Genomic DNA, 22,658 nt, shown 5'->3' with positions numbered 1-22,658 from the left:
GTTGAACCCAGTGGCGCGATCCGTTCGCCATTCGTCGTGCAGTTGTTCATGAGAACTACTGAATCACGCAATGACCCACATGACCTCGGCGGCCACGCTCCCAGCAGCGGGTGAGCCGCAACGCACTCTCAACAAAAAAGACTACCAGACGCTCAGCCTCTCGGCGCTGGGCGGCACGCTGGAGTTCTACGACTTCGTCGTCTACGTGTTCTTCGCCAACATTCTGGGCGCGCTGTTTTTCCCGACCGACATGCCCGACTGGCTGCGCCAGCTGCAGACGCTGGGCATCTTCGCGGCCGGTTATCTGGCACGCCCGATCGGCGGCATCATCATTGCTCACTTCGGCGACAAGCTGGGCCGCAAGAAGATGTTCACGCTGTCGATCTTTCTGATGGCCGTGCCCACGCTGGTGATCGGCCTGCTGCCCACTTACGCGTCCATCGGCATTGCGGCTCCGCTGCTGCTGCTGGCCATGCGCGTGCTGCAGGGCGCAGCCATCGGCGGTGAAATGCCGGGCGCATGGGTGTTCGTTGCCGAGCACGTGCCGCAGCGCCACTACGGTCTGGCCGTGGGCACGCTGACGGCGGGCATCACCGGCGGCATCTTGTTGGGTTCGCTGTTTGCCGTGTTCATCAACACGCACTACAGCGCCGCCGAGATCAACGATTACGCATGGCGCATTCCGTTCATTCTGGGCGGTGTGTTCGGTCTGGTTTCCGTGTATCTGCGCCGCTTCCTGGAAGAGACTCCGATCTTCAAGGAAATGGCCCAGCGCAAGAAGGTGGCCAAGGAACTGCCGGTGAAGACCGTGCTGCGTGAACACCGTCCTGCCATGCTGCTCGTGGCACTCATGACCTGGGTGCTGTCGACCACCGTGGTGGTGGTGATTCTGATGACACCGGCCTATCTGCAGAAGGTGTTCCACATCGCGCCGACGCTGTCGCTCGAAGCCAATGTGGCCGCGACGCTCACGCTGACCATTGGCTGCGCCGTGTGCGGCTGGGCGACCGACCGCATCGGCACCAAGGCCGTGATGCTGATCGGCTGGGGTGGCCTTGCGGTCACTTCGTATCTGTTCTACATGAACCTGCCGGGCACGCCGGAATCGCTGATCTGGCTGTATGCGCTGGTCGGTTTCTTCTGCGGCTCGATCTCGCTTTTGCCGATCACTGGCGTGCGCGCGTTCCCGCCAGCCATTCGCTTCTCGGGACTTTCGTTCGCCTACAACATGGCCTATGCGGTGTTCGGCGGACTGACTCCGATCATCATCAGCGTCTGGCAAACGTATGACCTGATGGCTCCCGCGCACTACGTGGCCGCGATGGGCATTCTGGGCTTCGTGATCGGCTTCTGGCCGTTGGCCTCGGGCGGCTGGCAACCAACCAACGTCAAGTAAGGCGTGCGGACGGGCTCATGCATCTGGGACAATCCGGTGCATGAGCACCTCAAGGCAAACCCTGCTGAACTCCTTCAACGAACTCCTGCAGCCCGAGCGCTTCAAGGATTACGGCCCGAACGGCCTGCAGGTTGAAGGCAAGGAAAACATCTCGCGCATCGTGAGCGGCGTCACGGCAAGCCGTGCGCTCATCGAGGCAGCCATCGCGCAGAAGGCCGATGCGATCTTCGTGCACCACGGCCTGTTCTGGCGCGGCATGGACGGGCGCATCACCGGCTGGATGAAGCAGCGCATTCAGCTGCTGCTCGCGCATGACATCAATCTCTTCGCCTACCACCTGCCGCTCGACGCGCACCCCGAATTCGGCAACAACGTACAACTCGGCCGTGTGCTGGGTCTGCAGACTGATCAGCGCTTTGGCGAGCAGGATCTGGGCTTTGCAGGCGCAGCGGATTTCGCCAGCGCGAATGCGCTCGCTCAGCATGTGCAAACCGCATTGGGTCGCCAGGTGACGCTGGCCGATCCGGGCAATGGACGCGAGATTCGCCGCGTGGCCTGGTGCACGGGCGGTGCGCAAGGCTTCTTCGAATCGGCGATTGCTGCCGGCGCCGATGCCTTCATCACCGGAGAAATCTCGGAACCCCAAGCGCACCTCGCGCGCGAAACCGGTGTGGCGTTCATCGCAGCAGGACATCACGCGACCGAGCGCTACGGCGCACCCGCAGCCGCTGCCCATGTGGCCGCACGGTTGGGCCTTGAACATGTATTTGTTGAAATCGATAACCCGGCCTGAAGCTTTCCATGTCTGCTGAATCATCGAAAAAATCGCCCCTGCCGTTGGTCATCACCCAAGGGGACCCGGCGGGCATAGGCCCCGAAATCATCGTCAAGGCATTCCGCGATGCGCCTGATGTGGTGCGCGGCTGCTTCGTCGTAGGCGACGTGGCGACGATGCGCCGAGCCGTGCAATGCGTGAGCGGCGACGATGACCTGCCACTGCCCATTGCGCAGATTCAAAGCGTGGACGAAGCACTGGATGCGCCGCCGCGCTGCATTCCGGTTTTCCAACTATCGGACATGCCCGCCAAGCTGGTGCCGTTCGGCCAGATCACCAGGGAAGGCGGGGATGCCGCTGCGCAATGCGTGATCTGGGCAGCGCGTGCGGCTTTGCGCGGCGAGGTCGCGGCGCTGGTGACGGCGCCGCTGCACAAGGAGGCGCTGTCGCTCGCTGGGGTGAGATTTCCCGGTCATACCGAGCTGCTGCAGGCCGAATCGGCACAGTTCAGGGGCGTGACAAACGCCGAGATGCCGGTGCGGATGATGCTGGCCAACGATGCGCTGCGCACGGTGCTGGTGAGTATCCATGTGTCACTTCGTGATGCAATTGATGCAGTCACTTTCGAAAATGTGTTGCAGACGTTGCGCATCACACACGGCGCACTTTCCAGAACGCTGGGCCGCCAGCCGCGCATCGGTGTGGCGGGTTTGAACCCGCATGCGGGCGAGGGCGGGCTGTTCGGGCGTGAAGAGCTGGAAATCATCGCGCCGGCCATCGCAGCGGCTCAAAACGAAGGCATTTTCGCCACAGGTCCCTATGCGCCAGATACTGTTTTCATGCGCGCGCGCAGCAGCGCCGACAAGGAGGGCGAATTCGACGTGGTGGTCGCGATGTACCACGATCAAGGGTTAATCCCGATCAAATATCTGGGCGTGGACTCCGGCGTGAACGTGACGCTCGGCCTGCCGCTCATCCGCACCAGCCCCGACCATGGCACTGCATTCGATATTGCCGGACGTGGAATCGCCGACGCAGCAAGCTTGATTGAGTCGATCCAGGTGGCAAAACGGCTGGCTTGCTGGAGCCACTGAATATTCGCAATCGTTAATATATTAAATTGTGATAAAAGGCAAAACGCCGCTCGATTGAGCGGCGTTTTGGTTTGAAGTGTTGTAAAAAAATCAAATCAGCGCTTGAGGCTGTCGCGGATTTCGCGCAGCAGAACCACGTCTTCCGGTGTGGCTTCCGGAGCTGGCGCCTCGGCAGGCGTTTCGCGCTTCAGACGGTTGATCTGCTTGATCATCAGGAAAATGATGAACGCGAGGATGATGAAGTTCACCGCCACGGTGATGAAGTTGCCATAGGCGAAAACAGGAACGCCTGCCTTGCGGATGGCTTCGAGGGTATGGGGTGTTCCCTCTGGAACAGTACCCAGTGCAACGAATAGATTCGAGAAGTCGAGCTTGCCGAAGATCAAGCCGACGATGGGCATGATCAGATCGTTCACGATGGAGTCGACGATCTTGCCGAATGCGCCACCGATGATCACACCAACTGCCAAATCAATGACATTGCCCTTGACCGCGAATTCGCGGAACTCTTTCATAAAGCTCATAAATGAAATCCTTTGATATAGATGAAAACACTGAAGTATTGCCTAGCTTAAGGGTGATTGCTATGGTGCATTAAGCATTTTCACTCCGCTACAATTTATTGTTAACCATATTAGCGAAGCAAATCGAGGACCCCCATGAGTGAATCCCGGATCGATTCCAGCAAACGGACGTGGCTGATTGCGTCTGGCTGCGCTGGTGCGGTGGGCGGCGTTGGAGTTGCCGTCCCCTTTGTGAGCACGTTTCAGCCGTCCGAGAAGGCGAAGGCCGCCGGCGCACCGGTTGAGGTGGACATTTCGTCTCTGCAGGAAGGGGAGAAGCTGACAGTCGAATGGCGCGGCAAGCCGGTCTGGATCGTCAAGCGCACAAAGGAGCAGATTGCCGAGCTGCCAGCGCTTGATTCGCAACTGGCCGACCCGAAGTCGCTGCGCAAGCCCGACGAGTTCACGCCAGCGTACGCTCGCAACGAAGGCCGCTCGATCAAGCCCGACTTGCTGGTCGTCGTCGGCATCTGCACGCATCTGGGCTGCTCGCCAGTGGACAAGTTCCACTCCGGTCCACAGCCTTCGCTGCCGGATGACTGGAAGGGCGGCTTCCTCTGCCCATGCCACGGCTCCACTTTCGACCTTGCTGGCCGCGTGTTCAAGAACAAGCCCGCTCCCGACAACCTTGAGGTTCCGCCTCACATGTACCTGTCCGACACCCGATTGCTCATCGGCGACGACAAGAAGGCTTGAGGGAGAACACCATGGCTGCTTACCGCGAATTCAAGGAAGTCTCCCCCAATGCGTCGGCTGTCGAGAAGACATCGACCTGGCTGGAGAACCGCTTTCCCACGGCCTTCGAGGCCTACCGGGTCCACATGTCGGAGTACTACGCTCCGAAGAATTTCAACTTCTGGTACATCTTCGGCTCGCTCGCACTGCTGGTGCTGGTGATCCAGATCGTCACCGGCATCTTCCTCGTGATGCACTACAAGCCCGACGCCGCCAAGGCGTTCGAGTCGGTCGAGTACATCATGCGCGACGTGCCCTGGGGTTGGCTGATCCGCTACATGCACTCGACGGGCGCGTCCGCGTTCTTCATCGTCGTGTATCTGCACATGTTCCGTGGTCTGCTGTACGGCTCGTACCGCAAGCCGCGCGAGCTGGTGTGGATCTTCGGCTGCGCGATCTTCCTGTGCCTGATGGCCGAAGCCTTCATGGGCTATCTGCTGCCATGGGGCCAGATGTCGTACTGGGGCGCTCAGGTGATCGTGAACCTGTTTGCCGCGATTCCCTTCGTCGGTCCCGATCTGGCGCTGCTGATCCGTGGCGACTATGTGGTGGGTGACGCGACGCTGAACCGCTTCTTCAGCTTCCACGTGATCGCCGTGCCGCTGGTGCTGCTGGGTCTGGTGGTGGCTCACTTGCTGGCGCTGCACGACGTGGGTTCCAACAATCCCGACGGTATCGAGATCAAGGGTCCGGGCAAGCCAGTGGACGCCAAGGGCCATCCGCTCGACGGCATCCCGTTCCATCCGTACTACACCGTGCACGACATCTTCGGCGTGTGCATTTTCCTGTTCATCTTCTCGGCCGTGGTGTTCTTTGCGCCTGAGTTCGGTGGCTATTTCCTCGAGTACAACAACTTCATCCCTGCGGATCCGCTGAAGACGCCGAACCACATTGCGCCGGTCTGGTACTTCACGCCGTTCTACTCGATGCTGCGTGCCATCACCAGCGAGATGATGTATGCGCTGATCGCCTGCGTGGTGCTGGGTGCCGGCTTCGGCATCTTCAAGTTCAAGCTGCCAAGCATCGCCAAGGGTGCCGTCGCGGTGGTGGCGGCCATCGCCATCGCGATGATGCTCTCCATCGACGCCAAGTTCTGGGGCGTGGTGGTGATGGGCGGTGCCGTGATCATCCTGTTCTTCCTGCCTTGGCTGGATCAAAGCCCTGCGCGTTCGATCCGCTATCGTCCGAGCTGGCACAAGTGGATGTACGCCATCTTCGTGGTCTGGTTCCTGATTCTGGGCTATCTGGGTGTGCAGCCTCCATCGCCCATCGGTGAGCGCGTCTCGCAAGTCGGTACGCTGTTCTATTTCGGTTTCTTCCTGTTGATGCCGTGGTGGAGCCGTCTGGGTGAGCCCAAGCCGGTGCCGGACCGTGTCACCTTTGCCGCGCATTGAGCAGGAGCCCACAACCATGATGAAAAAAATTATCTTGACCCTGGTCGCAGCGCTCGGAATCGCTGCGGGTGCTCAGGCTTCAGAGGGTGGAATCGCCTGGGACAAGGCGCCGGTCAACACCAGCGACACCGCGTCGCTGCAGAACGGTGCCAAGATCTTCGTGAACTACTGCCTGAGCTGTCACTCGGCTGCGTTCATGCGCATCAACCGTCTGAAGGACATCGGCCTGACCGACCAGCAGATCAAGGACAACCTCATGTTCACGACCGACAAGATCGGCGAGACCATGAAAGCGTCCATCGATCCCAAGCAGGCCAAGGAATGGTTCGGCGCGAATCCGCCGGACCTGACCGTGATCGCGCGCTCGCGTGCCGGTCACAACGGCACGGGTGCGGATTACCTCTACACCTTCATGCGCACTTTCTACCGTGACGACACCAAGGCCACGGGCTGGAACAATCTCGCTTTCCCAAGCGTCGGCATGCCGCATCCGCTGTGGGAACTGCAGGGCAATCGCAAGCCAGTCTTCGAGGAGTTGGAGAGCCACGGACAAAAGACTCAGGTATTCAAGGGCTGGGAACAAGTCAGCGCTGGTACCATGACGCCTCAGAATTACGATAAGGCTGTAGGTGATCTTGTGAATTACCTGCAGTGGATGGGCGAACCAGCGCAAAATACGCGCATCCGCGTGGGTGTCTGGGTTCTGTTCTTCCTGGGGGTGCTGACGCTCTTCGCGTGGAGGCTCAATGCAGCCTTCTGGAAAGACGTCAAGTAACTACCCGACAATCTACGCCTTGTTCTACCGGTCGAGCCTTTTGTTCGGCCGGTGCAGAGTGGCCGCGCAAGCGTCCACTCTTTTGACTTTTTAGGAGCCGCTCACCATGATGGTGCTTTATTCGGGTACGACCTGTCCTTTTTCACACCGCTGCCGCTTCGTTCTGTTCGAGAAGGGCATGGATTTCGAAATCCGTGATGTGGATCTCTACAACAAGCCCGAAGACATCAATGTGATGAACCCGTACGGCCAGGTGCCGATTCTGGTCGAGCGCGACCTGATTCTGTACGAGTCGAACATCATCAACGAGTACATCGACGAGCGCTTCCCGCATCCTCAGCTGATGCCCGGCGACCCAGTCGACCGCGCACGCGTTCGCCTGTTCCTGCTGAACTTCGAGAAGGAACTGTTCGTTCACGTGAACACGCTCGAGTCGCGCGCTTCCAAGGGCAACGACAAGGCGCTGGAAAAGGCCCGCTCGCACATCCGCGATCGCCTGACCCAGCTCGCCCCTGTGTTCCTGAAGAACAAGTACATGCTTGGCGAAAGCTTCTCCATGCTCGACGTGGCGATCGCTCCACTGCTGTGGCGCCTCGACTACTACGGCATCGAGCTGAGTAAGAACGCTGCTCCGCTGCTCAAGTACGCAGAGCGCATCTTCTCGCGCCCCGCCTACATCGAAGCGCTGACACCTTCCGAAAAGGTGATGCGCAAGTAATTTGCGCGTTGTTGAAGTCTGAAGCGCCAGCGAAACAAAACATGATCAACGCCCCGGAACTCACCTCCACGCGGCCCTATCTGATCCGCGCGATTCACGAATGGTGCATCGACAACGGTTTCACGCCCTACATCGTGGTGAGCGTGAACGACTCCGTCAAGGTGCCGCGTGAATTCGTGAAGGATGGCGAGATCGTGCTGAATGCCAGCTACGATGCGACCAGCAGTCTGCAGCTTGGCAACGACTTCATCGAGTTCAAAGCCCGCTTTGGCGGCGTGGCGCGCGAGATCATGGTCCCCGTGGGTCGTGTGATCGCCGTCTACGCACGTGAGAACGGGCAGGGCATGGCGTTCCCTCCGCCGGTCGACAATCTGGGTGGCGCAGTGTCGCAAGACAGCCTGCCGCCGCAGATGGACGACTCGCCAGATGCCTCCGCCAAGGCCGACGCGGCCGCAGAGCGTTCCGCTCCACAGCTCGTGCCGGTGGGTGGTGCTCAAGTGGATGACACGGACGAGGACAGCCCACCACCCAAGCCTCCGGCAGGTGGCGGTGCGAGACCTTCTCTTAAGCTCGTGAAGTGAACAAAATAGAAATTTTTTTGGTTTTTTCCAAAAACACCAAAAAGTTGAAGCTAGAATAAGAGCTTCGCCGGTTTAGCTCAGTTGGTAGAGCACCCGCCTTGTAAGCGGTAGGTCGTCAGTTCGATTCCGACAACCGGCACCAAACAAAAAACCCGTCTCTGACGGGTTTTTTCATTTCTGCAGCGGCTGATGCTTTCAGCTTTCCGTCCGTGTCTGGATCTTGACGCGAATGTGCTGCACGTCCCACCCCTTGGTACGCAAATGCGCTTCGAACGATGGCAGCAGTTGCCTGAGCTTGGATGCGGCCGCATTTCCTTTCACGAGCAAGCACCAGGTCATGCCTTCGATGGGGCCGGCCTGGATCGACGCGCGCATGCTGGGTGGAATCAATGGCTCGATGGCCTTCAGGCGGGCGGTGGAATCGCGGGTGAGGCGTGTCAGTTGCGCCAGCGTGGGAGACTCGCTTGCGGCTTGCAGAAGAGGGATGGATTCATGGCGTCTGTGCATGTCTGTCGTGCGTGCCTAAGTGAGAACTGTGGAGGTGATGCCTCATTATCTGCGCGTGGTGGCGGAAGGGCTCGAAAGACGGTTTCCCGGCTTTGCAGTGCCTGAGCGTGGTTCGCGCACATCGCCAAATGGGCTCAAACCCACATCCTTGTCAGAGTAGCTGGACTTTGTGAAGGGCGATCCACGGCGCACGGGTAGAATCTGCGCCACGAGCCCCCGTGTCCGGAGGCAAAAAACAGTGCATACATCTGTTGCAATTTCCGGAACCGGCCCCATCTGATACCAATTAGTCTTAGGGATTACGGTCGTCTGGCGCGCATTGAGCGTGACGGGCGGTCCTGTTTGCATGGCCACCAACTTCCTCACCAAATTATTTGGCAGCCGCAATGACCGGCTGCTTAAAACTTATCGCAAAACCGTTGTCAGCATCAATGCTCTTGAGCCTCAGTTCGAGAAGCTGAGCGACGACGAACTGCGTGGCAAGACACAGGAATTCAAGGACCGGGTCGCCAAGGGCGAATCGCTGGACGATTTGCTGCCTGAAGCTTTTGCCGTGGTCCGCGAGGGCTCCAAGCGCATCATGAAGATGCGCCATTTCGACGTGCAGTTGCTCGGCGGCATGGCGCTGCATTACGGCAAGATCGCCGAAATGCGCACCGGCGAAGGCAAGACGCTGACCGCGACGCTGCCCGTGTACCTGAATGCGCTGTCCGGTCAGGGCGTGCACGTGGTGACGGTCAATGATTACCTCGCCAATCGTGATGCGACCTGGATGGGTCGCCTCTACAACTTCCTCGGACTGTCGGTCGGCATCAACCTGCCGCAAATGCCGCGCGAGGAAAAGCAGGCCGCCTACGGCTCCGACATCACCTACGGCACGAACAACGAATACGGCTTCGACTACCTGCGCGACAACATGGTCTACGAAGGCCGCGAGCGCGTGCAGCGCGGCCTGAACTACGCCATCGTCGACGAAGTGGACTCGATCCTGATCGACGAGGCCCGCACGCCGCTGATCATCAGCGGTCAGGCCGAAGACCACACCGCGATGTACGTGGAGATGAACAAGATCGCTCCCATGCTCACGCGTCAGGAAGGCGAAGCCGACCCGCGCACGGGCGAAGGCGTGACCAAGCCGGGCGACTACACGCTGGACGAAAAATCGCAGCAGGTGTTCCTGACCGAGCAGGGCCACGAGCGCGCCGAGCAACTGCTGTCGCAGGGTGGGCTGATCGCCGAAGGTGCGTCGCTCTACGACCCATCGAACATCTCGCTGGTGCACCACCTGTACTCTGCGCTGCGTGCCAACCATCTGTATCACCGCGACCAGCATTACGTCGTTCAGAACGGCGAAATCGTGATCGTGGACGAGTTCACGGGTCGCCTGATGGCGGGTCGTCGCTGGAGCGATGGCTTGCATCAGGCGGTGGAAGCCAAGGAAGGCGTGGAAATCCAGGCCGAGAACCAGACGCTGGCCTCGATCACTTTCCAGAACTACTTCCGTCTGTACAACAAGCTCTCGGGCATGACCGGCACGGCCGACACCGAAGCCTACGAATTCCAGGAAATCTACGGTCTCGAAACCGTGGTGGTTCCACCGAATCGCAAGAGCAAGCGTGATGACCAGCTGGACCGCGTCTACAAGACGACGCGCGAAAAGTACGACGCTGCGATCGCCGACATCCGCGAGTGCTATGGCCGTGGCCAGCCCGTGCTGGTGGGTACGACCTCGATCGAGAACTCGGAAATCATCGACGAGCTGCTCAACCGCGAGAACCTGCCTCACCAGGTGCTGAACGCCAAGCAGCATGCCCGTGAAGCCGACATCGTGGCGCAGGCCGGTCGTCCCGGCATGATCACGATTGCCACGAACATGGCTGGTCGCGGTACCGACATCGTGCTCGGCGGCAACATCGAAAAGGCGATTTCTGCCGTCGAAGCCGATGAGTCGCTGGACGAAGGCGCGCGCGCCGCTCGCATCCAGCAACTGCGCGACGAATGGAAGGTCGATCACGACAAGGTGGCGGCTCTTGGTGGTCTGCGCATCATCGCGACCGAACGTCACGAATCGCGCCGCATCGACAACCAGCTGCGCGGCCGTTCAGGCCGTCAGGGTGACCCAGGTTCTTCGCGCTTCTACCTGAGTCTGGATGACCAGCTCATGCGCATCTTCGCGGGCGACCGCGTCAAGGCCATCATGGATCGCCTGAAGATGCCCGACGGTGAAGCCATCGAAGCCGGCATTGTCACGCGCAGCATCGAATCGGCGCAGCGCAAGGTCGAAGCCCGCAACTTCGACGTTCGCAAGCAACTGCTCGAATACGACGACGTCTCCAATGATCAGCGCAAGGTCATCTACCAGCAGCGCAACGAGATCATCGACGCTGAAGAACTCTCCGGCCTGATCGCTGCCATGCGCGATGACGTTTTCACCGACGTGGTGCACCAGTACGTGCCTGCCGAATCGGTGGAAGAACAGTGGGACCTGCCGGGCCTTGAAAAGGCACTGGCTGGCGACTGGCAGATCGAGCTGCCGCTGCAGCAGGCGGTCCAGGGCTCGGACAGCATGACCGACGAGGAAATCCTCGAAAAGGTGCTGGCTGCGGCTCGCGAACAGTTCGATGAGAAGGTTGCGCTGGTCGGCAAGGAACAGTTCAACAACTTCGAGCGCATGGTTCTGCTGCAGAGCTTCGATTCGAACTGGCGTGATCACCTCTCCGCGCTCGACTACTTGCGCAAGGGCATTCACCTGCGCGGCTATGCGCAGAAGCAGCCCAAGCAGGAATACAAGCGCGAAGCGTTCGAGCTGTTCCGTCAGCTGATCGAATCGGTGAAGAACTCGGTGACGCGCACCCTGATGACCGTGCAGATTCGTTCGAACGAGCAACTCGACGAAGCTTCGCAGGCGCTGGAGCATCAGGGCGACCGCCTGGATGGTGCGATCTACCACGGCAGCTCCGATCTGGGCGATCCGGGTGAGGACGGTCCGGAGTCGCAGCCGCTGCCGGCCGAATACGAAGGCCTGCGCATCAGTCGCAACGACCCCTGCCCATGCGGCAGCGGCAAGAAGTACAAGCAGTGCCACGGCAAACTGGCCTGATCTGCTCTACAAACATCAACACGGGCTTCATGCCCGTGTTTTTGCTTGTAGCATCACGGTTTGGCTTCGCGCATGGCTGTCATGACGCGAAAGCAGAATCGATCCACCGAACAACCCACCCCATTTCACTCTCTCGAGGACACCGTTATGCCTGTGAACCTTTCCGCTCCTGATCCAGCCGCTCTGCACCCCATCGCCGGTGTGCGTATCGGCGTGACCGAGGCTGGCGTGCGCAAGGCCAATCGCAAGGACCTGACTGTGTTCCTGCTGGACGAAGGCGCTGCCGTCGCTGGCGTGTTCACCAAGAACCGCTTCTGCGCCGCTCCCGTGCAGATCTGCCGCGAGCATCTGGCCAAGGGCTCGGACATCCGCGCCATGGTGATCAACACCGGCAACGCCAACGCCGGTACCGGCGCCGACGGCCTCGCGCGTGCCAATGCGACCTGCGATGCGCTGGCCAAGGAGCTGGGCATCTCGGCCGCGCAGATCCTGCCGTTCTCGACGGGCGTGATCATGGAGTCGCTGCCGGTGGATCGCATCGTCGCCGGTCTGCCAGCGGCCATCGCTGCCGCCAAGCCCGACAACTGGGGCACCGCTGCTGCGGGCATCATGACGACCGACACCGTGCCCAAGGCCTTCAGCACGCAGGTGCAGATCTCCGGCAAGACCGTATCGGTGACCGGCATCTCCAAGGGCGCGGGCATGATTCGCCCGAACATGGCGACCATGCTGGGTTTCCTGGCGACCGACGCGAACATCGCGCCCGCGCTGCTCAAGGATCTGGTGCGCGATCTGGCTGACCAGTCGTTCAACCGCGTGACCATCGATGGCGACACCTCGACCAACGATTCGTTCGTGCTGATCGCCACGCAGAAGGCAGGCAACGCCGAGATCACGGCGATCGACAGCGCAGACGGCAAGGTGCTCAAGGCAGCCCTGCTCGAAGTGGCGCAGAAGCTGTCGCAAGCCATCGTGCGCGATGGCGAAGGTGCGACCAAATTCATCACCATCCACGTCGAAGGCGGCAAGACGGGTGACGAGTGCCGTCTGGTGGCCTATGCGATCGCGCATTCGCCGCTGGTCAAGACCGCGTTCTTCGCCAGCGATCCAAACCTCGGCCGCATTCTGGCCGCCGTGGGTTACGCAGGCATCGAAGATCTGGATCAGGGCGGCATCGACCTGTATCTGGACGACGTGCATGTGGCCAAGCAAGGCGGTCGCAATCCCGACTACCGCGAAGAAGACGGGCAGCGCGTGATGAAGCAGACCGAAATCACCGTGCGTGTGAACCTCGGTCGCGGCAAGGCTGCAGACACCGTGTGGACCTGCGATCTGAGCCACGAATACGTGACCATCAACGCCGACTACCGCTCCTGAGCGACCTCACAGAAGATAGATTGACGGAAGAGACATGAACGAAGCCTTTGAACGCTTGCTGCAACGAGCGGAGCAACTGATTGATCGCATTGAGTCCGTGCTGCCCAAGCCCATGTCCGAGCCGGACTGGGGTGCGTCGGTGGCCTTTCGCTACCGCAAGCGCAGCAACGGTCACGGCGTGCTGGAGCCCGTGCGCCACATGTCGGCCCAGAGCCTCGATGACCTCAAGGAAATCGAAGGTCAGAAGGAAAAGATCCAGCGCAACACGCAGCAGTTCGTGGACGGCAAGCCTGCCAACAACGTGCTGCTGACGGGCGCGCGCGGCACTGGCAAGTCTTCGCTGATCAAGGCCTGCTTGAACGCCTATGCATCCAAGGGACTGCGCCTGATCGAAGTCGACAAGGCGGATCTCACCGACCTGCCAGACATCGTCGAAGTGGTGTCGAGTCGCCCCGAAAAGTTCGTCATCTACTGCGATGACCTGAGCTTTGAAGACGGCGAGGCGAGCTACAAGGCGCTCAAGTCGATTCTCGATGGTTCGGTGGCGGCATCGACGCCGAACGTGCTGATCTACGCGACCAGCAATCGTCGCCACCTGCTGCCCGAATACATGCAGGAAAACCTCAGCTACAAGCACACCGCCGACGGCGAAGTGCATCCGGGCGAGGCGGTGGAAGAGAAGATCTCGCTGTCCGAGCGTTTCGGCCTGTGGGTGAGCTTCTATCCGTTCAGTCAGGAGGAGTACCTCACCATCGTCAGCCAATGGCTGCGCTCGCTGGGCGTGTCGGAAGCGGCGATTGCCGAGGCGCGTCCGCAGGCGCTGATCTGGGCGCTGGAGCGCGGCTCGCGCAGCGGCCGTGTGGCATCGCAGTTCGCGCGTGACTTTGCAGGGCAGTACGCCAATGGCTGATTCGGAAAACACCGTGCCGCGCAAGCACACGGAAGTGGCGGTCGGCATTCTGCTCAAGCGCGATGGCGGCGCGATGCTGCTGACTTCGCGCCCCGAGGGCAAGCCGTACGCGGGCTACTGGGAGTTTCCGGGTGGCAAGCTTGAAGCGGGTGAAACCGTGGAGGAGGCGCTGCGCCGCGAGCTGCAGGAAGAGCTGGGCATCACCATCGGCGCGGCCAGCGTCTGGAAGGTGACCGAGCACGACTACCCGCATGCGCTGGTGCGCTTGCATTGGTGCAAGGTCTACGACTGGCAGGGCGAGTTTGAGATGCGCGAAGGCCAGAACATGGCTTGGCAGGACTGGCCGCCCACGGTCAAGCCGATCTTGCCTGGCGCAGTGCCGGTGCTGGAGTGGTTTGCCGAAGAACGCGGTGAGCGCTTTGATCCGTCAGTGATCGGCTGAAATGGTGCGTGAGCGATCTTTGGTGGAGGTCGATCACGGCTCCAGTTTCGGATCGCCGTAGATATTGTCTTCAGGCGGTGCTTCCGCAGGAACGCGGAAGTCCTCGTTGCCCCACGCGCCCAGATCGATCATCTTGCAGCGTTCGCTGCAGAAGGGGCGAAAGCGATTGGCGGGGCTGTACAGACTGTCGCCGCCGCAGGTGGGGCATTTCACATGCTTTGGGGGTGTGGCCGAAGTGGTTTCGTTCTGGCTCATGATGTCTTCACACGTCGAGTTTCAGGAGCAGAGCGTCAACTCGAAGTTGGCTTCTTCCGTGGCGGGAAGCATCTTGCCGCTTTCATCCTGTTGCATCATGCGCACCGACACCAGCAGGCGGTTGCCGCTGATTTCGGGAACCAGCTTGAACGCAGGATCAATGCGCAGGCGCAGCAGGTTGAAGGTGCGGCCGTGCGGCAAGGTCTGCTGGAACTGTCCGCGCGTGGTCACCACTTTCTGTGGCATACCGGCGTCGCGCATCAGGCGCAGCAGTACGAACACCGATTCCGCAAGCGGTGCCAGCGTGTGCGACCAGTCTTCCAGATCACGCTGACGCTTTTCCTGAGGCAGGTTGCGCCATGCGTGGTAAGCGGGCAGGTCAAAACTGCAGGTGCCACCGGGGATGCCCACGCGGCTGCGGATGGCCATCAGCCATTCGTTCTCAGTGAGTGCTTGGCCTGTCTTGCCACTTTGCGCATTGAGGTCGCTGAAGCAGCCGTCCAACTGCGCGACAAAACCATCGAGCACACGTTCGGAAATGGAGGGGTTGCCGCGATAGGAATCGAGCAACAGCTTTTGCTTGTCGAGATCCTTGAGCACATCGGTCTTGAGGTCGGCGCGGGCAGCCACGTCCATGATCTCGAAGATGGTGACCAAGGCGAAATGATGGTCCAGAGGATGCGCGCGCGGGATCAGCTCGCCAAGGCGGCGAAACAGCTGCTCCAACCGTAAGTAGGTTCTCAGGCGTTCGTTGAAAGGATATTCGTAGAGAATCACGCTGCGGGCTTCCCGGATTTCAGCTCATTTTGGTGCTGGTTGATTGATTTGTGTCAGCACACTTGGGCACATCATAGCCCGAACTGCCTTGCGATCTCGCGAGCTTTTGTTTGCAGATCTAACAAAGACAACCCATCGTTAAAAATCACCCAATCCGCAGCGGCCCGGCGCTGCTCGCGGCTGGCTTGCGCCGCGATGATGGACTCGACAGCTTCGCGTGCCAGCCCATTGCGTTGATGGACGCGCGTGATCTGCGTTTCATGGGTACAGTCGACCACAATCACGCGGTCGAGTTGCGATGGCCAACGGCGGGACTCCACGAGCAGGGGAATGTCGAACACGATCACCTTACTGCCCGCTTGCTCTGCGGCCTTGGCTGCTGCCCATGTGGTCTGGCCGACGAGAGGATGCACGATGGCTTCGAGCCGCCCTTTGGCGCTGGCGTCGTTGAACACGAGGTCACGCATGCGTGCACGATCCAATGCGCCGGATGCATCCACGAAGTCGTCGCCGAATACGGCGCGAATCTGTGGAATGGCGGCGCCACCCGCTGCAGTCGCCGAGCGTGCGATCTGGTCGGCGTCGATGAGCGCAGCGCCGAGGTCGCGCAACATGCCTGCAACAGTGCTTTTGCCGCTGCCTATGCCGCCGGTGAGTCCGATGCGCAGGCTTGTTTTTCCAGATTGTCGTGACATGTGCCTGGGCGGATCACAGTCCGAAGACCGAGAGCACGGTGTGCAGAATGCGGTTGGGACCAACGACCATGGCGGTCAGTCCGCCAAGCGCGAGAAACGGGCCGAATGGCACGTACTTGCCTTCGCGCAAAGAACTCATCAGCTTCATTCCGATGCCGACAATCGCACCGATGACCGAGGCCATCAGGATAATGGGCACGAGCGCTGTCCAACCGAACCATGCACCAAGAGCCGCCAGCAGCTTGAAGTCGCCGTGCCCCATGCCGATCTTGCCGGTCACAAACTTGTACACCCAATACACGAACCACAGAGACAGGTAGCCTGCCGCCGCACCCATGACGGAATCCATCAACGGTACAGGCAACCAGTGGATGGCCGAGCCGAGCAGGCCTGCCCAAAGCAACGGCAGGGTGATGCTGTCGGGCAGGAGCGTCGTATCCCAGTCGATCATGGCCAGCGCGATGATGGCAGCCGAGAAGCCGCACCACATCAGCGTCGTCATCGACCAGCCCCACTTGGTGGCGGAAAAATAGAAGAAGGCGCCAGTGACCAGTTCAACCAGAGGGTAGCGCGGGCTGATGCGCGCCTTGCAACCAGAACACTTGCCGCCCAGCGCGATGTAGCTCACGACAGGCATGTTCTCGTACCAGCGAATCGCGTGTCCGCAATGTGGACAACGCGAGGCAGGGGTCATGAGGTTGAACTTGTCTTCATCGGCTGGAGTGGCGTCTTTTTTCACCAGTCTCGAAAGCCAACCCACGAGGCTGAAAGGCTCACTTTCCTTGGCTTCGAGTGTTTCGCCTTTGTCGTCGGTGACCTTGAGGCCCTTGTCTGCTGCGAAGAGAAGGACTTCCTGAACCCAATCCCGATCCATCATGATCGGCAGACGATGAATCACCACATTCAAAAAACTGCCAATGAGCAAACCAAGGATGCCAATGGCAACGGCATCCATCCAATCCACACCGAACATCAGACAACCTGGCCGAGCTTGAAGATAGGCAGGTACATCGACACGACGATACCGCCAATCAGGCCGCCGAGGAACACGATGATGATGGGCTCCATCAGACTGGAGAGGCCCGCCACCATTTCGTCCACTTCCGCTTCATAGAAGTCGGCGGACTTGCCAAGCATGTGGTCGATCGAACCGGATTCTTCACCGATGGCCACCATCTGGATGACCATGGATGGGAAGACGTTCGCATTGGTCATCGCATTGGTCAGGCTGGTGCCCGTCGATACTTCGTTCTGGATCTTGGTCGTGGCTTCGCTGTACACCGAATTGCCCGAGGCACCACCCACCGAGTCCAGCGCTTCCACCAAGGGAACACCGGCGGCGAACATGGTGGAGAGGGTTCGTGTCCAGCGCGCGATACAGGACTTGTTGATCAGGTCACCAAAGATAGGCATTTTCAGAAGAGCGCGATCCATGAACCGCTGCATCTTCTCGCTGCGCTTCCATGCCTGCATGAAGAAGTAGCCGCCGCCGCCAATGACGCCGAAGATCAGCCACCAATAGGCAACGAAGAACTCGCTGATGCCCATCACGATCAAGGTGGGAGCAGGCAGGTCGGCACCGAACGAGGTAAAGACTTCCTTGAACGCAGGAATCACGAAAATCATGATCACGGTCACCACCACGAAGGCGACCACCACCACAGCACACGGATACATCAAGGCAGATTTGATCTTGGACTTGATCGCTTCTGTCTTTTCCATGTAGGTCGCCAAGCGATCCAGCAGCGATTCCAGAATACCGGCCTGCTCGCCGGCCTCGACCAGATTGCAGTAGAGGCTGTCGAAATACATCGGAAATTTGCGGAAAGCGGCGTTCAGCGACGTACCGGTTTCCACATCGCTGCGGATGTCGTTGAGCAGCTTGGTGACGCTGGGATTCGTGTTGCCGCGGCCCACAATGTCAAAGGCCTGCAGCAAGGGCACACCCGCTTTCATCATCGTCGCCATCTGGCGAGTGAACAGCGCGATGTCCTTGGGCTTGATCTTCTTGCCCGAGCGCATGCGGCGCTTCTTGATCTTGGTGGCGAGCACGCCCTGACGGCGCAAGGTGGCCTTGACCTGATTTTCACCAGCCGCGCGAATTTCACCGCGCACGACCTTGCCACTGCGGTCCTTGCCTTCCCACTCAAAGACGAAGTCCTTGATTCCCCTCGATGCTGCAGTTGCCATATCGTGTCGATGCTTTCTTCTGTATTTTTATTCGTTGGTGCAGGCCAGAACTTCTTCCAGCGATGTCATGCCTATTTTTGCCTTGTACAGGCCGGACTGACGCAAAGAACGCACCCCTTCGATGCGTGCTTGCTGGGCAATTTCCAACGCGCTGCCATCGCGCAGGATGATGCGTTGCATCTCCTCGGAAATGGGCATGACCTCATAGATGCCAACGCGTCCTTTGTAGCCATTGTTGCAGGCGCTGCAGCCCACCGGTTTGTAGGTGACCCACGAACCGTCGATGTCCTCTTCCTTGTAGCCCGCCTCCACCAGTGATTCGTGCGGAATATCGGCAGGCTCCTTGCAGTTGGGGCACAGACGCCGGGCCAGACGCTGAGCGGTGATCAGAATCACGCTCGATGCAATATTGAACGGCGCGATGCCCATGTTGCGCATACGCGTCAACGTGGTGGGCGCGTCGTTGGTGTGCAGGGTCGAGAGCACCATGTGACCAGTCTGCGCTGCCTTGATGGCGATGTCGGCGGTTTCGAGGTCACGGATTTCGCCGACCATGATGATGTCGGGATCCTGGCGCAGAAAGGCCTTGAGCGCGACAGAAAAGGTCAACCCCGCCTTGTCGTTCACATTGACCTGATTCACGCCGGGCAAGTTGATTTCCGACGGATCTTCGGCCGTGGAAATGTTCACGCCCGGCTTGTTCAGCAGGTTCAGACAGGTGTAGAGCGACACGGTCTTGCCCGAACCCGTGGGGCCTGTGACCAGAATCATTCCGTATGGGCGCACGATCGCCGTCAGCAGACGCTCTTTTTCCTCGGGCTCATAGCCGAGCGCTTCGATGCCGAGCTTGGCGCTGCTCGGGTCGAGAATACGGATCACGATCTTCTCGCCGAACAGCGTGGGCAAGGTGCTCACGCGGAAATCGATGACACGATCCGCACCGATCTTGAGCTTCATTCGCCCGTCCTGCGGCACGCGCTTTTCTGAAATGTCCAGCCGCGAGATCACCTTGATGCGCGATGCCAGCTTTTCCTTGATCGCTGGGGGCGGGCTGGAGATTTCGCGCAACTCGCCATCGATGCGAAAACGCACGCGGTAGGTGTGCTCGTAGGGCTCGAAGTGCAAGTCCGACGCGCGCATGTTGAACGCATCGATCAGCATCTTCTGCAGGAACTTGACGATGGGCGCGTCTTCGACGTCCTGGCCCACGTCCTGAGACTCTGTTTCCTCTTCGACCTGGACATCGCCAAACTCGAAGTCACCCCCCCCGCCCGAGACAATGCTGTCGAGCGCTTCGCTGGCTCCTTTGCTCGCCTGTTCAACGAATTTGCCGAGCTTGTCGTACTCGGCAATGATCCAGTCGACCCCCATCTGGGTGGTGAACTTGATCTGTTCGGCCGCCTCGTGATCCGTGGGGTCGGCTGTTGCAATGATGAGACGATTTCCGCGCTTGCTGAGTACCGCCACGCGGTAGGTCATGCAAATCTTGGCATCCAGCACTTCTTTGGGCAGCTTGAGCGGATCGAATACCGAAACGTCAATCAGCGGGGCGCCGAAGACGCTGGAAATCGTATGTGCCAGATCAGCCGATGTGATCGTACCGGAGCCGATCAGCTCGGCGATGAAGGTGCTGCGCGTGGCTTGCGCCTTCTTGGCGATGTCCTCTGCGGCCTTCTGATCGAGCTTGCCAGCGGACATCAAGGCTCGTGCCAAACCAGGCAGAACAATGGGGGTCGCGCTTTTGGGGGCAGTGTCTACAGCGGCCATGAATGCAGTGGATTGATGTAAGTAAGGGCAACGATCCTATCATCGCTTATTGACCGTTGGCTGTACAGCATGAGCAGGCCTGTTGCATGTTGCGATGCAGCAATCTGTGTTGTCTTTGCCAGTATGCGTGTGGTCGTGAGAAGCGGGTCCTTCGCTATTTGATATTGAGCAGACTTTTCCGCCTTTTTGCGGTGCATTTTCGTGCCATAGCAGGACTCATTGGACGCACTTCACTGCTGGGGATTGCGCACTTTCATGATGCGTGGTTGTAGGCGGTTGCTCTCAGGGCCTCGACAAGAAGGGTGTCGGGTTGTCATTTATTTGCATGAGTGCGCATAACTACAACACTTTGGGCTGGATGCGCCGTTCAGGACGGGTCAGCGGCAAAGCAAAAGCCCAAGTGAACCAGTCACTTGGGCTTGTCGTATTTTGTCTTGGTCGGGGTGAGAGGATTCGAACCTCCGGCCTCTACGTCCCGAACGTAGCGCTCTACCAGGCTAAGCTACACCCCGTTTGGTGTTGCTCACTGCCGGGATGCTGCGGCTTAGATGCGGCGATCAAGCAGTGAAGCCGCCAATTGTAATAATCCGCGTGTATATGCGTTGTTAGTAAGGTTGGCGATGGCGTCGATGGCGAGTTGGGCTTGCGCGGCGGCTGCCTGGCGGGTGGCGTCAAGTGCTCCTGTGGTTTTGACGATCTCGATCACCGCTGGCAGGTTGTCGGTTTCACCCACTTCGATGGCGTTTTTGATCAGCGCGCATTGCTCGGCAGTGCCGCGTTGCATGGCGATGATCAGGGGCAGGGTGACCTTGCCTTCGCGCAGGTCGTCGCCGAGGTTCTTGCCCATTTCGGCGGCGTCGCCGTCGTAGTCGAGCACGTCGTCGATGACCTGGAAGGCGGTGCCGAGTGCCTGTCCGTAGTCGGCGCAGGCCTTTTCGACATGCTCGGGGCTTCCGGCCAGAACGGCTGCGAGTCGCGCGCTGGCCTCGAACAGCTTGGCGGTCTTGGAGCGGATGACGTTCAGGTAGGCGGCTTCGGTGAGCGACGCGTCATGCGTGTTCATGAGCTGCTGGACCTCGCCCTCGGCGATGATGTTCGTCGCTTCGGCCAGGATGTGCATGACACGCATGTTGTTCGTGTCGACCATCATCTGGAAGGCGCGCGAGTACAGAAAATCGCCCACCAGCACGCTGGCCGGGTTGCCGAAGTTCTCGTTGGCGGTGGGTCGGCCACGGCGCAGGGTGGATTCGTCGACCACGTCGTCGTGCAGCAGGGTGGCGGTGTGGATGAATTCCACCACGGCGGCCAGATTGAAGCGCTGCGCGTCCTTGTATTCGAGCGCGCCGGACAGCAGCAGCAGCAGGGCGGGACGCAGGCGCTTGCCACCCGCGGAGATGATGTACTGCGCCACTTGGCTCACCAGCGGCACCGAAGAGCTGAGGCGTGCGGCGATGACTTTGTCCACTTCGCGCATGTCATCTGCGATCAATGCGAGCGTTGCGGCGGTGCTGTTGTTGTTGGCGGCCAAGGTGATGCAGTCAGAAAATGTTGTCAAAGACTCAAATTATAGGAAGTACGGATCGCATTGCTGTTGAGGCATGGGAAAGTAACCGACGAATCCTTGCGAAGCGTGGCCTGTCGCGGGTTTGACGGGGATGGTCGGGCAGGCTTTGACATAGGCATGCGTGCTGCCTTTGCGGGCATCGGGGTGGGGCTTGCCAGCGATCAATCGACTAGGGTATACTCTTGGGTTCCGTGAAAGTTCGTTCGCGGAGCTCATTTCAAAAGAGGTTTACATGTACGCGGTCATAAAAACCGGTGGCAAGCAATATCGCGTTGCTGCTGGCGAAAAAATCAAAGTAGAACAGATTGCTGCGGACGTAGGCCAGGAGATTGTGATCGACCAGGTTCTGGCAGTCGGCAACGGCGCTGAACTCAAGGTTGGTGCACCCCTGGTGTCCGGCGCATCTGTGAAGGCAACGGTTGTTGCTCACGGCAAGCACGACAAAGTGCGCATCTTCAAGCTGCGTCGTCGTAAGCACTATGCTAAGTCTCAAGGTCACCGTCAACAGTTCACCGAACTGCTGATCGGCGCTATTGCTGCTTAAGGGGTAATATCTCATGGCACAGAAAAAAGGCGGCGGCTCTACGCGCAACGGTCGTGACTCCAAGCCAAAAATGCTGGGCGTCAAGGCTTACGGTGGTGAACTGATCAGCGCTGGCTCGATCATCGTTCGTCAACGCGGCACACGTATTCACGCTGGTGACAACGTGGGCCAGGGCAAGGATCACACTCTGTTCGCACTGGTGGACGGTCATGTGAGCTTTGGCCACAAGGGTGCTCTGAACAAGCACACAGTGAGCATCACCAAGGTGTAAGCTGTTCGCTGAACAAGCGCCAAAGCCCCGATCCGTCGGGGCTTTGTTGTTTTCGGCGGTTTGATTTGTTCGGGTGACATGAAGCCTGCGGCTTCAATTGGTTATTCGTGCAGAGGTGCCAATATGGCCCTTTATGCGTTGTTGCTCGCCCTTGCCGTACGAGAGTACTGTCAGCGGGCGAGGCGCCTAGCCTAAAGGGCCATCTTGGCATTGTGGCTGTGAATCCGG

Annotated in this window: 23 protein-coding genes and 2 tRNA genes; 15 read left to right on the top strand and 10 right to left on the bottom strand. The window is 59.6% G+C overall.

Translation table 11 applies throughout. From position 1 onward, the window contains the following. Positions 1-70 precede the first annotated feature (70 nt). Genes G7048_RS05700 through pdxA form a run of 3 tightly spaced genes read left to right on the top strand, consistent with a single transcriptional unit; the run spans position 71 to position 3,265 of the window. Positions 71-1,396: an MFS transporter gene (locus G7048_RS05700; RefSeq protein WP_166067207.1), complete on the top strand. Its 1,326-nt coding sequence runs from the start codon at positions 71-73 to the stop codon at positions 1,394-1,396. A gap of 40 nt (positions 1,397-1,436) precedes the next feature. Beyond that, positions 1,437-2,189 (top strand): Nif3-like dinuclear metal center hexameric protein, encoded by a 753-nt coding sequence (locus G7048_RS05695; protein WP_166067206.1) that lies wholly within the window; start codon positions 1,437-1,439, stop codon positions 2,187-2,189. 8 nt (positions 2,190-2,197) lie between these two features. After that, positions 2,198-3,265: a 4-hydroxythreonine-4-phosphate dehydrogenase PdxA gene (gene pdxA / locus G7048_RS05690; RefSeq protein ID WP_166067205.1), complete on the top strand. Its 1,068-nt coding sequence runs from the start codon at positions 2,198-2,200 to the stop codon at positions 3,263-3,265. Positions 3,266-3,360: 95 nt separating this feature from the next. On the opposite strand, the gene mscL is transcribed toward pdxA, so the two are convergent. After that, positions 3,361-3,789 (bottom strand): large conductance mechanosensitive channel protein MscL, encoded by a 429-nt coding sequence (mscL, locus tag G7048_RS05685; protein ID WP_166067204.1) that lies wholly within the window; start codon positions 3,787-3,789, stop codon positions 3,361-3,363. Positions 3,790-3,924: 135 nt separating this feature from the next. On the opposite strand from mscL, the gene petA reads away from it, so the two are divergent. From petA to G7048_RS05655, 6 genes are all read left to right on the top strand, one after another. After that, a complete protein-coding gene (gene petA, locus G7048_RS05680) occupies positions 3,925-4,524 on the top strand; it encodes a ubiquinol-cytochrome c reductase iron-sulfur subunit (RefSeq protein WP_166067203.1) in 600 nt (199 codons plus the stop codon). 11 nt (positions 4,525-4,535) lie between these two features. Next, the gene (locus tag G7048_RS05675; RefSeq protein ID WP_166067202.1) at positions 4,536-5,957 is read left to right on the top strand and encodes a cytochrome bc complex cytochrome b subunit; all 1,422 of its coding nucleotides are present in this window, start codon (positions 4,536-4,538) and stop codon (positions 5,955-5,957) included. 19 nt (positions 5,958-5,976) lie between these two features. Next, positions 5,977-6,732: a cytochrome c1 gene (locus G7048_RS05670; RefSeq protein ID WP_166070817.1), complete on the top strand. Its 756-nt coding sequence runs from the start codon at positions 5,977-5,979 to the stop codon at positions 6,730-6,732. 106 nt (positions 6,733-6,838) lie between these two features. Further along, positions 6,839-7,450 (top strand): glutathione S-transferase N-terminal domain-containing protein, encoded by a 612-nt coding sequence (locus G7048_RS05665; RefSeq protein WP_166067201.1) that lies wholly within the window; start codon positions 6,839-6,841, stop codon positions 7,448-7,450. Between the two features lie 41 nt (positions 7,451-7,491). Further along, positions 7,492-8,031, top strand: a complete 540-nt coding sequence (locus tag G7048_RS05660; RefSeq protein WP_166067200.1) for a ClpXP protease specificity-enhancing factor — start codon at positions 7,492-7,494, stop codon at positions 8,029-8,031. Positions 8,032-8,097: 66 nt separating this feature from the next. After that, a tRNA-Thr gene (locus G7048_RS05655) sits at positions 8,098-8,173 on the top strand. A 53-nt stretch (positions 8,174-8,226) separates the two neighbouring features. Here G7048_RS05655 and G7048_RS05650 read toward each other — a convergent pair. Further along, entirely contained in the window at positions 8,227-8,538 is a 312-nt protein-coding gene (locus G7048_RS05650; protein ID WP_166067199.1) for a hypothetical protein, read from the bottom strand. 346 nt (positions 8,539-8,884) lie between these two features. Here G7048_RS05650 and secA point away from each other — a divergent pair, with 346 nt between their 5' ends. The 4 genes from secA to G7048_RS05630 all read left to right on the top strand — a co-directional run bounded on the left by secA (position 8,885) and on the right by G7048_RS05630 (position 14,367). Beyond that, positions 8,885-11,638 carry a preprotein translocase subunit SecA gene (gene secA, locus G7048_RS05645; RefSeq protein WP_166067198.1) on the top strand — a complete coding sequence of 918 codons (2,754 nt, stop codon included), beginning with the start codon at positions 8,885-8,887 and terminating at the stop codon, positions 11,636-11,638. A gap of 147 nt (positions 11,639-11,785) precedes the next feature. After that, on the top strand, positions 11,786-13,015 hold the full coding sequence (gene argJ / locus G7048_RS05640; protein WP_166067197.1) for a bifunctional glutamate N-acetyltransferase/amino-acid acetyltransferase ArgJ: 1,230 nt from the start codon (positions 11,786-11,788) through the stop codon (positions 13,013-13,015). A 34-nt stretch (positions 13,016-13,049) separates the two neighbouring features. Beyond that, the gene (locus tag G7048_RS05635; protein ID WP_166067196.1) at positions 13,050-13,925 is read left to right on the top strand and encodes an ATP-binding protein; all 876 of its coding nucleotides are present in this window, start codon (positions 13,050-13,052) and stop codon (positions 13,923-13,925) included. Continuing rightward, the gene (locus G7048_RS05630; RefSeq protein ID WP_166067195.1) at positions 13,918-14,367 is read left to right on the top strand and encodes an NUDIX domain-containing protein; all 450 of its coding nucleotides are present in this window, start codon (positions 13,918-13,920) and stop codon (positions 14,365-14,367) included. Before G7048_RS05635 ends, G7048_RS05630 begins: the two co-directional genes overlap by 8 nt. Positions 14,368-14,400: 33 nt before the next feature. Here G7048_RS05630 and G7048_RS05625 read toward each other — a convergent pair whose 3' ends face one another. The 8 genes from G7048_RS05625 to G7048_RS05590 form a co-directional block, all read right to left on the bottom strand. Beyond that, on the bottom strand, positions 14,401-14,622 hold the full coding sequence (locus G7048_RS05625) for a DNA gyrase inhibitor YacG (RefSeq protein ID WP_166067193.1): 222 nt from the start codon (positions 14,620-14,622) through the stop codon (positions 14,401-14,403). A 21-nt stretch (positions 14,623-14,643) separates the two neighbouring features. Continuing rightward, on the bottom strand, positions 14,644-15,399 hold the full coding sequence (gene zapD, locus G7048_RS05620) for a cell division protein ZapD (RefSeq protein ID WP_166067192.1): 756 nt from the start codon (positions 15,397-15,399) through the stop codon (positions 14,644-14,646). Positions 15,400-15,470: 71 nt separating this feature from the next. After that, positions 15,471-16,013, bottom strand: coding sequence for a dephospho-CoA kinase (coaE, locus tag G7048_RS05615; protein ID WP_371747652.1), 543 nt, complete (start codon positions 16,011-16,013; stop codon positions 15,471-15,473). Between the two features lie 94 nt (positions 16,014-16,107). Beyond that, positions 16,108-17,049, bottom strand: coding sequence for an A24 family peptidase (locus G7048_RS05610; protein ID WP_371747651.1), 942 nt, complete (start codon positions 17,047-17,049; stop codon positions 16,108-16,110). 17 nt (positions 17,050-17,066) lie between these two features. Then, positions 17,067-18,284 (bottom strand): type II secretion system F family protein, encoded by a 1,218-nt coding sequence (locus G7048_RS05605; RefSeq protein ID WP_166067189.1) that lies wholly within the window; start codon positions 18,282-18,284, stop codon positions 17,067-17,069. A gap of 27 nt (positions 18,285-18,311) precedes the next feature. Further along, positions 18,312-20,051 (bottom strand): type IV-A pilus assembly ATPase PilB, encoded by a 1,740-nt coding sequence (gene pilB / locus G7048_RS05600; RefSeq protein ID WP_166067188.1) that lies wholly within the window; start codon positions 20,049-20,051, stop codon positions 18,312-18,314. A gap of 435 nt (positions 20,052-20,486) precedes the next feature. Then, positions 20,487-20,563, bottom strand: a tRNA-Pro gene (locus tag G7048_RS05595). Between the two features lie 32 nt (positions 20,564-20,595). Next, positions 20,596-21,525 (bottom strand): polyprenyl synthetase family protein, encoded by a 930-nt coding sequence (locus G7048_RS05590; protein WP_166070816.1) that lies wholly within the window; start codon positions 21,523-21,525, stop codon positions 20,596-20,598. A 322-nt stretch (positions 21,526-21,847) separates the two neighbouring features. Here G7048_RS05590 and rplU point away from each other — a divergent pair, with 322 nt between their 5' ends. Further along, on the top strand, positions 21,848-22,159 hold the full coding sequence (gene rplU / locus G7048_RS05585) for a 50S ribosomal protein L21 (protein ID WP_166067187.1): 312 nt from the start codon (positions 21,848-21,850) through the stop codon (positions 22,157-22,159). 13 nt (positions 22,160-22,172) lie between these two features. Then, a complete protein-coding gene (gene rpmA / locus G7048_RS05580) occupies positions 22,173-22,430 on the top strand; it encodes a 50S ribosomal protein L27 (protein ID WP_166067186.1) in 258 nt (85 codons plus the stop codon). Positions 22,431-22,658 lie beyond the last annotated feature (228 nt).

This window comes from Diaphorobacter sp. HDW4B (genome assembly GCF_011305535.1).
Taxonomy (GTDB): Bacteria; Pseudomonadota; Gammaproteobacteria; order Burkholderiales; family Burkholderiaceae_C; genus Diaphorobacter_A.
This window is presented reverse-complemented; position numbering and strand designations above follow the sequence as displayed.